The 14,303-nt window shown below is 59.3% G+C and carries 9 protein-coding genes; 5 read left to right on the top strand and 4 right to left on the bottom strand.

Features of this window, described 5'->3' with window-relative positions:
- Positions 1 to 136: 136 nt before the first annotated feature.
- From ABGM91_RS08475 to ABGM91_RS08455, 5 genes are all read left to right on the top strand, one after another.
- Positions 137 to 1,039 (top strand): DMT family transporter, encoded by a 903-nt coding sequence (locus ABGM91_RS08475; protein ID WP_354831403.1) that lies wholly within the window; start codon positions 137 to 139, stop codon positions 1,037 to 1,039.
- A gap of 53 nt (positions 1,040 to 1,092) precedes the next feature.
- Positions 1,093 to 1,953 (top strand): NAD-dependent epimerase/dehydratase family protein, encoded by an 861-nt coding sequence (locus ABGM91_RS08470; RefSeq protein ID WP_354831401.1) that lies wholly within the window; start codon positions 1,093 to 1,095, stop codon positions 1,951 to 1,953.
- Positions 1,954 to 2,149: 196 nt separating this feature from the next.
- Complete coding sequence (locus ABGM91_RS08465; RefSeq protein ID WP_354831398.1) at positions 2,150 to 5,023, top strand: PD-(D/E)XK nuclease family protein; 2,874 nt, start codon at positions 2,150 to 2,152, stop codon at positions 5,021 to 5,023.
- A gap of 1 nt (position 5,024) precedes the next feature.
- A complete protein-coding gene (locus tag ABGM91_RS08460) occupies positions 5,025 to 8,186 on the top strand; it encodes a UvrD-helicase domain-containing protein (RefSeq protein ID WP_354831395.1) in 3,162 nt (1,053 codons plus the stop codon).
- A gap of 673 nt (positions 8,187 to 8,859) precedes the next feature.
- A complete protein-coding gene (locus ABGM91_RS08455) occupies positions 8,860 to 9,573 on the top strand; it encodes an epoxyqueuosine reductase (protein WP_354831392.1) in 714 nt (237 codons plus the stop codon).
- Positions 9,574 to 9,929: 356 nt separating this feature from the next.
- Here the strand turns inward: ABGM91_RS08455 and ABGM91_RS08450 are convergent, their stop codons facing one another.
- The 4 genes from ABGM91_RS08450 to rpmI form a co-directional block, all read right to left on the bottom strand.
- Positions 9,930 to 11,315 carry a DUF6056 family protein gene (locus ABGM91_RS08450; protein WP_354831389.1) on the bottom strand — a complete coding sequence of 462 codons (1,386 nt, stop codon included), beginning with the start codon at positions 11,313 to 11,315 and terminating at the stop codon, positions 9,930 to 9,932.
- A gap of 24 nt (positions 11,316 to 11,339) precedes the next feature.
- A complete protein-coding gene (gene rseP / locus ABGM91_RS08445) occupies positions 11,340 to 12,785 on the bottom strand; it encodes an RIP metalloprotease RseP (RefSeq protein WP_215429324.1) in 1,446 nt (481 codons plus the stop codon).
- 748 nt (positions 12,786 to 13,533) lie between these two features.
- Complete coding sequence (gene rplT / locus ABGM91_RS08440) at positions 13,534 to 13,917, bottom strand: 50S ribosomal protein L20 (RefSeq protein WP_022396602.1); 384 nt, start codon at positions 13,915 to 13,917, stop codon at positions 13,534 to 13,536.
- Positions 13,918 to 14,066: 149 nt separating this feature from the next.
- The gene (gene rpmI / locus ABGM91_RS08435) at positions 14,067 to 14,276 is read right to left on the bottom strand and encodes a 50S ribosomal protein L35 (protein ID WP_012420592.1); all 210 of its coding nucleotides are present in this window, start codon (positions 14,274 to 14,276) and stop codon (positions 14,067 to 14,069) included.
- Positions 14,277 to 14,303 lie beyond the last annotated feature (27 nt).

Below are 14,303 nucleotides of genomic sequence, written 5' to 3'. Positions count from 1 at the left end.
AACCCTTCCTGAAAAATATTCCCTGGCTCCTCATTTCCACCCCCCGTCCGCACATGAAAAACGCTTGCAATCCGTTTGCGGAAGCGGAGAATGCGTTGCCCGCCGCGCAGCGGGCCATGCCATGGAATCCGGAACCTTGAAGGGACATATTGCCATGGGGACGGCGGCCGTCATCTGGGGCCTCATGTCTCCCGTCAGCAAACTGGTGATGCAGCTGGGGGAAGTAAGCTCCGCCTCACTGGCTACATTCCGCCTGCTGGGCGCGGCCATCCTGTTCTGGCTGGCTTCCGCCTTCGTGCCCGCGGAAACCATTGAACGGAAGGACCGGATCACCCTGTTTTACGCCTCCCTGTTCGGCATCATCTTCAACCAAATGGCCTTCACGGTGGGCGTGGGCTTCACCTCCCCGGCGGATGCGGCCATCATCACCACCATCACCCCGGTGCTGACCATGATTCTGGCGGCCTTCGTCCTCCGGGAAATGATCACCGGGAAAAAAATCATCGGCGTCTGCGCCAGCGCCGTCGGAGCCATTCTGCTGATTTCCGGCAGCGGGGCGCGGGCGGCGGCCTTTCCGGGAGACAACAACCTGCTGGGGGACATTCTTTGCCTGGCCTCCCAATGCAGTGTGGCCGTGTACTTCGTCTTCTTTAAAAACCTGATTGGCAAGTACTCTCCCGTCACCCTGATGAAATGGATGTTCACGTATGCCGTGGCCGTCTGCCTCCCTTTCACTTTCCGGGAGGTGGCGTCCATCCATTATTCCGCCCTGCCCGCGCAGACGTGGCTGGGCATCGCCTATGTGGTGGCGCTGGCTACGTTCGTCAGTTACATCTGCCTGTCCTTCGCCCAGCAGCGGCTGAAACCCACCGCCGTCAGCATGTATAACTACTGCCAGCCGGTGATTGCCTCCTCCGTGGCGGTGCTGTGGGGCATGGACCACTTCGGGTGGATGAAGGCCCTCTCCGTCCTGCTCGTATTCACGGGCGTGCTTCTGGTTACCAGAACCGGGAAAAAAGCCGCCGTTCAGGAACCGTAATGATCGGGAAGGCCGGAAAACAGCCTTCCGCAACCGTCCGCCAGCACACAGAAATGAATGCGCTTGTTTTGGGAGGAACGGGATTTCTGGGAACCCGTCTGGTGAACGCCCTGCTGAAAAACGGCCACCGGGTTTCCATCGCCGCACGGGGGATTACCCGTGACGCCTTTGGGAACCGCGTGCACCGTATACGGGTTGACCGGACGGCCCCATGTTCCATGGCTGCGGCACTCCGGGAAACAAGCTATGATGTGGTTTACGACAACTTGGCTTATGGTGCCCGGGACGTTTCCACAGTTCTGGATGCTGTCTCCTGCGGCCTTTACGTGATGGCGTCTTCCGCCGCCGTTTACACGCTCCGCCCCGGTCTCCGGGAAGAGGATTTCCGTGCAGAAACATACTCACCCTCCCGGACCGGGCATGAAAACATCTCTTACGCGGAGGGGAAACGCGCCGCAGAAAGCGTCCTGGCGCGGGAATACGCCTCCCGGAAAACCCTCGCCGTGCGCTTCCCGGTCATCATGGGACCGGAAGACAACACCCGCAGGCTGCAATTTTATGTGGAGCACCTGCTGGCGGAACGTCCCATGATGATTGACAACCCGGACAGCCGAATGAGCTTCATTCCCGTGGAGGAAGCAGCGCGCCTGCTGGCCTTTGCGGCGGAAAACCAGGCGCAGGGAACCCTCAATGCCGCCAGTGAAGGAACCGTTTCCCTGAGGGAAATGCTGGCTTATATGGAGGCGCGGACGGGAAAGGCGCCTGTTCTTGACGAGAGAGGAGACCCGGCGCCCTACAATGGAATAGGAGATTACAGCCTCTGCCTGGACCGTGCAGAAAAATCCGGATTCCGGTTCTCCCACGTCAGGGACTGGATGTTCAGATTGCTGGATTCCGCTCTTTCCGGGAAATAAGTTACAGGCATAAGAGCATGAGGAGAAAGAGCTGTTCCCCGTATGCCGCCGCTTCCATCGTGCTGAATCCGGATGCCGCCATGCCCCATCCCCGGCAGTCATGAAAAAATGTATGGGAAAATCCGTCCCGGTGATGTAGCATGCTCCCGTATTCTCCGCTCTTTCCCCGGTCTCCGGGGAGTTCAGCTTTTATACCATGAACCGACTTTTCTTATCCTGGGACAAACCGGCCTGCCGGAGCGTAGCGGAGCGCCTGCTTTCCCTGGGAGAGCATTTTCACCGGCATCTGGTGCTGGTTCCCACGCGGGAATCCGGCAGGCAGTTGAGGGAATACCTTGCCTCCATTTCCGACGGCCAGGCCGTTTTCTCCCCCCAGGTGATTCCGGCGGACCAGTTTCCCCGGATGGAGGAAAAGGAGGAAACGGCCTCCGGCCTGGAAGAACTGGCCGCGTACCTTCAAGCGCTCGGTACTTCTCCCCACCGCCTTTATCCGCGCCTGTTCCCCCGGAACATGCCGGAGGATTTCTCCAGCATGCTGGAAATGGCCGGCAGCCTGCAATGCCTGAAACACGCCATGGCGAACCAGGGCATTTCCTGCGGCATGGCGCAGGAATCCTGCGCGGGCCGCGACGAACGCTGGACGGACATGGACCGCCTGTCGGAATACTGCGCGGAACAGTTGAAAGGCTGGCAGCTTGCGGACAGAACCGCCGTGGAAGCCCGGGCTCCGGCCCATCTCGTGGCCGCACTGCGTGAAACGGGGGGCCGCATCATCCTGGCATGCGTGGCGGACGTTCCGCGCCCCCTGCGCCAGGCCCTCCAGCACGCGGAACAAAACGGAGTTCCCGTAGAGATATGGATCCACGCGCCGGAGGAGGAAGCCGCCTCCTTTGATTCATGGGGCTCCCCCATTCCGGAATTCTGGAGCCACTGCCCCATTCCCATCCTTGACGCCCAGATCAGAATCACGGCCAATCCCTCCCGGCTGGCCGGAGAAACGTGCCGGATCATCGCCGGCACGGCGGCAGGAGGAACGCCGGACGTGGCCCTGGGCGTGTGCGATCCGGACATGAACGTGGCACTGGACGCCAGCCTGCGGGAGTACGGCTGGGGGCTCCACAATCCGGAAGGAAAGCCCTTCGCCGGAACCGGCGTCATGGACCTGCTCCGCCATCTCCGGCAGGCCCTGGAAGAAAAGGGGGCGGCCCGCCCCGTCTTCAGCCTGGCGCGTTCCTCCCTGCTGTGCGCCTCCCTGGGCATCCATAACCAGCAGTACTGCTGCGCCGCGCTGGATAAAATCCAGCAGAAGTTTCTTCCGGAATCGGAAGAGTACCTGCTTTCCAGGCTGAAGGAATTTTATCCCGCCGCCCTCCCCTCCATCCGGGCTGTTCTGGCATGGAGGGACCGGATGACGGAGCCCGGCATGCTGGGAGAACGGCTGCTGGAATGGTTCCCGGCCCTGGCGGAGGCCTACGGGCCGGAAACGGAGGCCATGGAAATGCTTCATTCCTGCCTTTCCGGCCTCGTGCGGCTGCAGCAGCGCTCAACCGCCTTTTCCAGGCCGGAAACGGCCCTCCAGCTGCTGATGAAGTGCCTTCAGCCCCTGCGCGTCAAAAACAGGAGGAAGGCGCACGCCGTGCTGGATTCCCTGGGGTGGATGGAAGTCCACTTCCGCCCGGAAAAACACCTCATCCTGACGGGCCTGAATGAAGGGACCGTGCCGGAAGGCGGCGTTTCCGACCAGTTCATGCCGGAGGAGCTCCGGGAAGCCCTGGGCATTGATTCCTTCAACCGGAAAAAGGCCAGGGACAGCTTCCTGCTGACCGCCCTGCTCCATTCCCGCAAACGGGAGGGAAGCCTCACCATCGTCCTCTCCCGCACCAGCAGCAGAAATGATCCGCTGACGCCCTCCTCCCTGCTCATGCGCTGCCCGGAGGCGGAACTGCCGCGCCGCGTGGAACAGCTTTTCCGGGAAATCAGCGAGGCCCCCGCGCCGCTCCCCTACCGCCGCGGCAACTGGCACCTCCAGCCCGCGGAAGGGTGGAAAGCCGCCACGGACATAGGCACAATGGCGCCCGGTTACAAAAATCCCTGGAAGGAGAAGGGCCTGCCCTTCTCCCCCTCCGTCCTTAAAAGGTTCCTGGCCTGTCCCATGCGCTTCTGGATGAGGGAAGCCCTGCACATGAATGAGGAGGAGTTCCTGCCGGACAAGGAGGACATGGCCGTCAACGAACTGGGCACCATGCTTCACGACGTGCTGGAATGCTTCTGTCGGGAGCACGCCTCCCTGAAAGACGGCATGAGCGCCGCCGCCCTTCAGGACGCCATCACGGAGGTACTGGAAGAAACCTTCCGGAAGCAATACGGTTCCAATCCCCTCATGCCCCTGCTTCTGCAAAAGCGCTCCATGGAGCAGAGGCTTTCCGTTTACGCGGTCCAGCACCTGCAGGACCTTCAGGACGGCTGGTGCTGCGCCGCCTTTGAACACCAGGTGGAAGACTGGTCCCTGGGCGGCTTCCCCATGAAGTTCCGCATTGACCGCATTGACCGCCACGCGGACGGCCGCGTGCGCGTCATTGACTACAAGACGGGGGCGGCCGCCTCCTGTGAAAGAAAGCATCTGGAAACCATCGGACGCCCGGATGCCCTGTCCCTGCTTTCCCCCGCCCTGCGCCCTTATACCAGACGCCAGAAAAACGGCAGGCTGGTGCACGCGCGCTGGAAGGACCTCCAACTGCCCGTCTACGTGCTGTGGGCCACGGAAGCCTATGGCGGACATCCTTCCGCGGCGTATTACGCCCTTCCCGCCAACCCTCTGGACATCGGCCTTTCCGCCTGGGACACGCTTCACGACCCCATGCCCGGCTATGAAGAATGCGCGCTGGACAGCGCCCGCGCCTGGACGGCGGAGCTGATGAAGCTTCTTCATGAAGGCCGCGGCCTCATCACTGCGGAGGAGCTGGGCTGGAACCCGCCCTCCTATGACGTGTTTAAGGACCTGATGGCCTCCCGGCGGGAAACCCTTCAGGACCTGCTGGGCCTTAACTTCACCCCCCACCTTCCCTTCTGAAATGTCCTCCCTGACCAACATGCTGATCTCCGCATCCGCCGGAACGGGAAAAACCTACCAGCTTTCCCTGCGCTTTCTGGGGCTGCTGGCCCTGAACCACGGGAACCATCCGGAACGGCTCATCGCCATCACCTTCACCCGGAAGGCGGCGGGAGAATTCAAGGACCGCATCCTGACGGACCTGGCGGCGGGCGCCACGGATGAGGCGGGAGCGGCACGGCTGAAAGAACAGCTATGGACGGTCATCAAGGGAACGCCCGGGGAACCCGGCATCTGGCCCGGAGCGCCGGATTCATGGCGGGCAGAGAACCTTCACCGCGAGCGTTTCCGCCACCTGCTCCGCATCCTGGTGCAGAATCTGGCGCGCCTCAACCTCTGCACCATTGACAGCCTGTTCGCCCAGATCGCCTCCGCCAGCACCTTTGAACTGGGCGTCAGCGGATTCAGCATGATTGACCCCACGGCGGAAAAACTGGCGCGCCGCGAAGCCCTGCTCTCCCTGTACCGGGAATGTTCCGGGGACCGGGAACGGAGGCAGAACTTTGAAGACGCCTTCCTCTCCGGAGCGGATTCCGATGCGGAAGCCGCGGATGCGGAGGATTCCATGATGCGGCGTCTCCATACCTACCACGAACTTTTTCTGGATGAACCGGACGCCGGAACCTGGGGAAACCCCGCCGCGCTGGGCTTTACGCCGGAAGAACTGGCCCCCCCCGTTCCCCTGGAACAGTTTGACGCCCTCCTGCATGCCCTGGCCTTCAGGGCGCAGGAAGCCCCCGCGCCGGAAGGAAAAAACGGAGCCAAAAGCAAGGAGATGTTCCTGCGCTTCCTGAACGGCTTCTCCCGGTACGCCAGGCTGGGCCGCGTGCGCTTCCGCACGGAGGGAGGTTCCGCCTGGAACATCACCATGGAAGAGGCGCGTGAGAAATTCCGGGATTTCTGGTCCCCCCCATTGGAAGAGCTCATCCAGAGCTGGCTGCGCATGGAGGTGCTGCAGGCGCTGCACCGCACCCGCGCCACGCACGGGCTGATAAGCCTCTTTGAAGGCAAATATTCCTCCCTGGTCCGCAGCAAGGGGAGATTCCTGTTCCACGACGTCACGCGCATGCTGGGGGACGGAGTCATGACGCCGGAGCTGAAAAGAGACCTGCAATACCGCATGTACTGCCGGTATGACCATTGGATGCTGGATGAATTCCAGGACACGTCCCAGTCCCAGTGGCGCGTCATCAAGCCCTTTCTGGAAGACCTGACGGAATCCAAGGCCGGGAATGAAGGCAGCATCTTTGTGGTGGGGGACATCAAGCAGAGCGTGTACCAGTGGCGCGGCGGGGACCCGGAGCTTTTCCGCTCCGTCTCCATCCAGCTTGACCTGGAAGAACGCGGCATGTCCACCTCCTACCGCTCCGTGCAGCCCGTACTGGACCTGGTAAACGATGTTTGCGACTACGCCCGGACAGCCCCGGACTGCGAACCCGCCGCCCTGGAGCAATGGGGGGAATATCCGGAGCACCAGAGCGCGCCGCACCTGGAGGGGAAGCCGGGAGCCGCCCAAATCTGGCAGACGCCCAAGGCGGAGGCTTCCACGGCCAACGACCTGGTGTGCCAGGCGGCGGCAGACATTCTGGAACGCACGGGAGCCCTGCGCCGCGGCCTGGAGACCGCCATTCTGGTCAGCACGAAAAACCAGGCTCTGGCCATTAAAACCTGGCTGGCGGACCACGGCATTCCCGCGGAGGTATGCGACGACGTTCCCGTGGGCGTGGACTCCCCCCTGGGGAAAAACCTGCTGTACTTTTTCCGTTGGCTGCTCATGCCTGGAGACCCTTTTACCGCGGGGCTGCTCACCCATTCCCCCCTCCAGCCCCTGGTCACGCTGGAACGGCGGGAAGGCATGGGCTGGCAGGGCTGGCGCCTTCTGCTGGAACGGGACGGCTACGCCACCGTCATGGAAGAGGTGGAACGCAGGCTGGCCCTGGGAGGGGCGGTCCTGACGGAATTCCACCGGGACCGCCTGGCCGTCTGGAAGAATGAGGCGGAACAGGTGGATGAAAAGGGCATTTCCCTGGATGAATGGATCAGGCACATGGAAGACCTGACCCGCCGGGAAGACCCCGCCGGCGGCATCGTCCGCATCATGACCATTCACAAATCCAAGGGCCTGGGATTTGACATCGTCATTCTGCCGCAGATCGGCAGGGACGCCCCTTTTGCGGATGGAAGGCACCTGACCCACTTTGTCAAAAAGAACCGGGAAGGAGAAATAGAGGGCATTGTGCTGGCTCCTGCCAGGCACGTTTACACGAACGTTCCGCAGCTTGAGACGCTTTACCGGGAATGGCGCGCCCGGCAGCAGTTTGACGGATTCTGCAAGCTGTACGTGGCGCTCACCCGCGCCAAACGGGCTACTTATGTCATTCTCCCGTACAAGGAAGACAAGGGGGAAACGGTTGCGGACTCCATGTGGAAGGTTGTCCGTTCTGCGGCACGGGCCTGTGAAAAAGGCACGGAGGAAACCCTTCCGGAATCCGGAGCGGAATGCCTGTATTCCTGCGGCCATCCCGAATGGTACGGGGAGTTCACGGAAACGGTACGGGAGCGGACGGAAGAAGAGATGCCCGAATGGCCCATGCAACAGCCGGTTATCAGGGAACGGATATCCCCCTCCGGTCCGGCTGCGTCAGAAAATGCGGCCCATGAAGGGAAGCATGCCGCGGATGTGGAATCCGCCGCGTTCGGTTCAGCCGTTCACGCCGTCTTTGAGCGGATCACCCGCTGGAATGAGGAGAATAAGCCGGAATGGGCCCTTCATCCCGCCACGGAAGCGGAACGCACCGTAGCCGCCTGCCTGGAGGCGCCCTCCATCCGGGAGCTCTTCACCCCCCCTGAAACGGCGTGCATCATGAAGGAACAGCGCATTGAGGCCATTGACGGGAACAGCTGGATTTCCGGCGTGATTGACAGGCTGATCCTTCATGAAGGAAGCGCCTGCATCGTGGACTTCAAAACGGACCACGCGGAATCCCCTGAACAACTGAAGGAACGCCACTCCGGCCAGTTGAACGCCTATGCCCGCATCGTATCCAGAATTACCGGAATACCACCGGAACATATCACGTGCATCATCGTTTCCACTCACTTGAAGGAAACCATCCGCGTTTAAGGACTCCGGCCCCCTCCGCACACTTCCCCTGCCGCTCCGCCTGCGTTCCTGTGTTAATCCGTACGGGAAAAAACCTCGCGCAGCCTGGCGAACCGGAATGGAAAACAGGCACCCCGAAGACATCCTTGCCTGAAAAACCGCCCAACAGGGACAGATGCATTCTCCGCTGAAAGGGGTGCCGGACGTCACGATAAAAGAACCGGAGCAGTTAACGCCAGGGTCAACAAGCCGTGCCGGAAGTTGTCTCCGGGGGAGAAAGGCATGCGCCGCCCGAAACGTTCCGCCGCCCGTTTTCTTCATGGGGCGTTTGAGCCGTGGAATGGCAGCCCTCCGATAAGAAGCCAAGCTTCCGCCGCCACTACGTTACCACAACGAAAAATGAAAATCCGCTCCATACCGTTGTTCCCTGCACCCTGCGTTGCCGCTCATACCGCCTTGCAGCCTGAAGGCTCCGGCATTTATGAGAATCCCTTGGGGCGAATATGCCGCCTTGCGTTTAAAGGATTATTCCATGAACCAAATAGCGTGTATCCGCCATATTTATCTTGATTGGCCGCGGACAGGCAATTACATTGAAGAGCAATTTACATTCGGGATTTATATCAACACCCGGAGGAAGCTCCGTCTTCCGAGTTGATAACAGATATTTGCGTCTCTGTTACAAAAAATGAACATGAAATACTTGAATCAAGAGATAGAACATGAATTAACAAGCCGGGGAGCAAAACTCGTACGCTTTGTCAGCATAGCGCATTTAGACGAAAAGCAAAACAGAAAACTCCCTAACGCCATTGTTTTTGCATTTCCGCTGACCGCGGATTATGTCACGAAGGTAGTTGATACTCCCGATTACGTACAGGCGCGGATAGAGGATCATTATAATTTTGATGATGATGAATATACGCAAACTGAACATAAGGCGGGAGAAGTTGCGGATGAATTAACCAGGTTCATTGCCGGAAGAGGTTATCAAGCCAAATCCCAATCCGATGCAGGATTGGCGGCTGAAGAAGTATTCAATTTTGAGGTAAAAGAATCTGTTTTGCCTCATAAAAAAGTTGCCTTGCTTGGCGGATTAGGGTGGATTGGGAGAAACAACTTGTTGATTACTCCTGAATACGGAGCGGCGCAATGTCTTGGCACGGTTTTAACCGATGCGCCGTTGGAAACCGTACTGCACGAACCTTTTTTACCTAAGTGCGGCAATTGCAATATTTGCAGGAAAATTTGCGAGAAACAGGTTTTGAAAGGGAAAACGTGGAGCCCGGCCATTTCAAGAGATGAAATAGTTGATGTATATGGATGCAGCACCTGTTTGAAGTGCCTGGTACATTGTCCCTGGACTCAAAAGCATACAAGGAAATCCGCTAACAAAATCAATCGTTAAGCAAACGTCCCCGTCAGATAAATTGAATGTTGAGGAACTCCAAAAGCCGGGTTCCTCCCCCCCTCAGTAAAAACAGGATGACCGCCTTCCCCCGGAAAGGGAAAACTCTCCCTGTGGATGCTTTGCCGGCCCTGTCTCAATCTTTCGGGATAGGGATATATTGTTCCATTTCAAGTTGATAAGCACCTTTGCAGCTTCTCTGAACGCGAGTTTTCAATCTGGGGTTATATATCTCAGAAAGAAGGTTAAAAACCGGAATTTCATGGAGATGGATGGGTAAGAAAAACAACGCCGCATTAACAGATATTATATTCGCCTGGAGCTTCCAGGAAAACGGACTTCCCGGGAAAGAATAATCAATGCTCCGAAACAGCTACCCGGATACTTTCAATCCCCAGATAGCGGGCAACGGAACGGTTGATGAATTCATCAGGGTCACCCCTGCCCATGCGCCACATGACGGAGACATAAGGAGCCAGCGGCACGGGCTCATAAGGGGGAACCACAATGTTCTTCTCGCCCTTTTCCAGTTCATGGCGGATGAAGATTATCCGTTCCCCGCACTGGCGGTGGATGCGCGGGAAGGCGTCCAGATACCCGGAGCATACCCACAAGGCCAGACTCCCCGCAGCGGCCAGGAGGCAGGCCGGAATCCAGCGCCGCCGCACGGTATCCAGCCACACTCCGTACAGCCCCAGAATGCCCGTCATCATCAGTACGGTGGCGGAGAACATGGCATGCCAGGCGGGAATGACGCGCACAAAAAAGCTGACCGCCATGGCATGCGCCACCAGCATCAACAGCAGGGAAACGCACATGCGCCGTCCGGAAGCTCCCTTCCACCAGCTCCACCCTCTCCTCCACGTCAGCAGAGCCAGGGCGGCCACCGCCACAACCAGCAGAAATCTAGGCAGCAGCATGAATTCGTAAAAGGCGTTCATCAGCTCCGGGACGGCGCTGAAACGTTCCGCCCAGGAATGAAGAACAGCAGCGCCGCCCGCCGTTTCCGAATGAAGACGCGCCGCGTTGCCGGGGGCCAGCAAAAGACAGGCGCCGCCCAAGGCATGAAAACCCCAGCCAAACAGGAACCAGCGGGGAAGAATCATCCCCCTCCAGCGCGCATACACCCAGTACAGGAACAGCATGCCCAGGGAAGCGGGAACCTGGTTCTCATTAGTCATTCCGGCGGCAAAAGCCACGAGGCTTATCCAGAGCCACGACAGGGGCCTGTCCGGAATCCGGGACGTTCCGGCCAGCAAGCCGCGGTACAGGCACAGGAACCCCAGCCAGACGGCGGCGGACCAGGCATAATTAGTTCCTCCGGACAGCCAGAACATCGTGATGCCGGGCCTGGAGGAAGAAGTGAGCAGAAGAAGGGCCCCCACGGAGAACAGCAGCGCATCCCTCCAGTCCCCGGGATTCACCCTCCTTCCCCGCGCCAGATAAAACATCATCAGCGCCAGGGAAAGAATCACGAAGGGATTGACGGCCAGAAAAAGCCACTTTCCCGCCGTGGCCGTAAAGATAGCCAGGAATTCCCCCAGGCGGGGATTCCAGTTCATGTACGACCACCAGCACCGTTCCAGCACGGGCTGGAAGGCCAGGCGGTGGTCCGCCCCGAAGACGGAATGCATGAAGCTGTCCCCGGTCAAGGGGGTCCACCAGGTAAGCAGCATGGCGTACGCAAGGAGCGCCAGCACCACCGCCCGGAACAGGAAACGCACCGCCAGTGACTGCTTCATGGAATCAAGCCGGAGATGGGGCGTTTAATCCGTCACGGCCTTGAACACCGGGGCGGGCAGCTTATCCGGCTTTTTGCCGAAGAAGTCCCCAACGTCCTTGAATGTCACAAACAGGAAGAAGCCCATCAGCACAAAGACGAAGCCGAACTGGACGAATTCCAGCACCTTCACATTCAGGGGACGCCTGAAGACCAGCTCAATGGTGTTCATCACCACGTGGCCGCCATCCACCACCGGAAGGGGCAGAATGTTCAGGATAGCCAGGTTCACGTTCAGCACCACGGCAAACCACAGGGCCAGCTTCCAGCCTTCCTCCAGGGAGAACATCTTGTAAAACTGGTTGGCAATTCCCACGGGGCCGGAGAGGTGCTCCACGCCCACGCTGCTGCCGGGGGCGACCACCTTCGCCAGGGTATCCCCCATCCATTTCAAGCTCTGCTTGATCTGAGCCCACGGAGTGGGATGCACGGTTACGTCACGCCCCACGGAGCTCAGGTCCCAGGTCACGCCCAGAATGGGCTGTGCGCCCTTGAGCACGGAACCGTCCGAGCCGTTGTGCCAGTTTTCCGGAAGCCTTCCCTGGATGCTCACCTGCCTTGCAGCGCCGTCTCTGGCCGTCACATCCAGCAGGAGCGGTTCATTCTTCTTCAGCAGGACATCCAGCGCCGCGGGGCTCCAGATGCGCACCCCGTTGGCCGCCGTCACCACATCGCCCGGCTTCAGCCCGGCCTGGGCCGCGGGAGAGTTGGGAAGCACTTCCCCCACGACGCAGGGCATGGCCTGCATCAGCCCCACCTGGCGCATGCCGGAGCGCTGCCACCAGGAGGTTTCCGGAATCCGGAAGCCGCAGGAAATATCCATTTCCCCCTCATGGCCCGGCCTCTGCACCGTAAAGACCACCTGGTCATGCTCGCCAAGCATGATCAGTTCACGCACGCCTTCCATATTGCCCGCCCATTTGTCCACCGGGCGGCCGTCCACCTTCACAATCTTGTCACCGGGCAGAATGCCGGACTGCGCCGCAGGACTGTCCGGAGCAACGAAGCCTACCGTCGTCACCCCCATTTCCACATCCGGCTTGCCCACCATCCAGACGGCCACGGCAAAAAACACGGCCAGCAGAAAAGAGGCGATGGGGCCGGCGGCGGCCACAATGATCTTGTCCAGAGGAGTGACGGGCTTCAAATCCTTGGGGAGTTCCACGCTCCCTTCAATGGCCTCCATAGGAGCCATCTGCGGCAGGGAGACAAAGCCCCCGGCGGGGATCCAGCCCAGTCCCCACTGAACGCCGTTAATGGTTTTTTTCCAGATGGGACGCCCAAACCAGATTTGGAACCTGTCCACATACAGGCCGCGCCAGCGGGCGGCGAAAAAATGCCCCAGTTCATGAATGAAAATCATGAAGTTAAACAACATCACCACGCCAAAAATAATGCCGATGGTGGTAAGAACGGAAAGAACGTTATCCATGGTAGTGCTTTGTTGTTAAGCGTATCATGGCACTTCCCGGCGAACAAGCTTCAAGGATGTCCTAATGACAAAGGACGGGTTTGATTCTGAACAGACGGCAGAAACGCCAGAACAGCCGGAGAGGACTGTCTCCAAATTTTCCATGCCGGGCGTTCCGGGCAAATGCTGAAAGGGCTGGCCTGCCGGGAAAAAGACGGCAGGTTCCTTAAAATGGACGGCCAATGGAACGCCAGGTTATTTTATCCTGCACTATTCCGCCAGCCGGTACAGGCCGTGCAGGGCCTCCCTTCCGCACAACATGGAGGTATGCCGGGATAAAACGCATCCCGCAAGAATTTGGAAGTAGTCCTGTGCAAGATGGCCATGCGCGGGAAGGGGGCCTGAAATGGGCCGTTCCTAACAAAATGCCGTAGCCTGTCTCCCTGTCCGGCTGTCTGGACAGCCTCTCCAAGGAAAGCCCCCTGATCCGCAAAAACTATCCCGCTTCCATCCCTTCCCTGGTGCCGGTTGACGCCAACAGGAACAAGAACCGCTTCCGGAACAGGGATGGACTGATACGGAAGAAGGAGGAACTGGCCAGCGCGGCAAAGGAAAAGACACGTCTCCCGAACCCGAATAAACGAAGCATCCCCGCCGGAGTTCCACAGCTTTTTCCCGCACCCGGACATGAAAACGCAAAACAGCCCCGGAAGATAATCTTCCGGGGCTGTTTGTTAATGTTTACTGAACAGATGGACTCTGCTGCGTCTTAGGCGCGGAGAGCGGCACCATCCTTGGCTTCAATGGCCTTCTTTGCTTGCGCGAAGATGGCGTCAAAAGCCTTTTCGTCAGAGACGGCCAAGTCGGCAAGAACCTTGCGGTCCAGATCGACGTTGGCGGCTTTCAGGCCTTCCATAAAGCGGGAATAGGTCAGACCGCGGTCGCGGACGGCAGCGGAGATACGGGCGATCCAGAGACGGCGGAATTGTCCCTTCCGGCGCTTGCGGTCACGGTATTCATACTGCCAAGCCTTGTAAACGGCGTCCTTGGCGTAGCGGAAGAGTTTGCTGCGGAAACCGCGGAAACCCTTGGCACGCAAGAGGATGCGCTTACGGCGCTTGCGAGAGGCCGGTCCATTAGTGGCACGTGGCATAGCTTATTTCTATTTCTATCTTGAACAGACTGTTCTTCCTCACCTCCCTGCAGTCTCGCCTGTTCTTATCTTCTCATTGGAAGAAGGCTGCATGAAGGCCCCCCGTTCAGCGGGGGGAAAGCTCGGCGTTGGTCGAGCGTTTCCGCGGTTTAGGCGAAAGGCAGGTTCTGCTTGACTGCCCAGACTTGCGTTTCGTCCACCAGAGCCACCTTGCCAAGCTGACGCTTGCGCTTGCTGGATTTCTTCTGGAGGATGTGGCGCTTACCCTGTTTACGGCGCAGTACCTTGCCCGTGCCGGTAACCTTGAAACGCTTGGCGACTGCCTTGCGGGTTTTGTTGATACCACCTTTGCGGGTCATGGTGGAAGGAGTATAGGCGCCAATCCG

This window comes from Akkermansia muciniphila, assembly GCF_040616545.1.
GTDB lineage: Bacteria > Verrucomicrobiota > Verrucomicrobiia > Verrucomicrobiales > Akkermansiaceae > Akkermansia > Akkermansia muciniphila_E.
This window is presented reverse-complemented; position numbering and strand designations above follow the sequence as displayed.

Bases quoted from the DNA above. Each gene is read 5' to 3' on its own strand.
- rplT (WP_022396602.1), bottom strand. From the start codon at position 13,917: ATGCCACGTGCCACTAATGGACCGGCCTCTCGCAAGCGCCGTAAGCGC.
- ABGM91_RS08465 (WP_354831398.1), top strand. From the start codon at position 2,150: ATGAACCGACTTTTCTTATCCTGGGACAAACCGGCCTGCCGGAGCGTA.
- ABGM91_RS08450 (WP_354831389.1), bottom strand. From the start codon at position 11,315: ATGAAGCAGTCACTGGCGGTGCGTTTCCTGTTCCGGGCGGTGGTGCTG.
- ABGM91_RS08460 (WP_354831395.1), top strand. From the start codon at position 5,025: ATGTCCTCCCTGACCAACATGCTGATCTCCGCATCCGCCGGAACGGGA.
- ABGM91_RS08455 (WP_354831392.1), top strand. From the start codon at position 8,860: ATGAAATACTTGAATCAAGAGATAGAACATGAATTAACAAGCCGGGGA.
- rpmI (WP_012420592.1), bottom strand. From the start codon at position 14,276: ATGACCCGCAAAGGTGGTATCAACAAAACCCGCAAGGCAGTCGCCAAG.
- rseP (WP_215429324.1), bottom strand. From the start codon at position 12,785: ATGGATAACGTTCTTTCCGTTCTTACCACCATCGGCATTATTTTTGGC.
- ABGM91_RS08470 (WP_354831401.1), top strand. From the start codon at position 1,093: ATGAATGCGCTTGTTTTGGGAGGAACGGGATTTCTGGGAACCCGTCTG.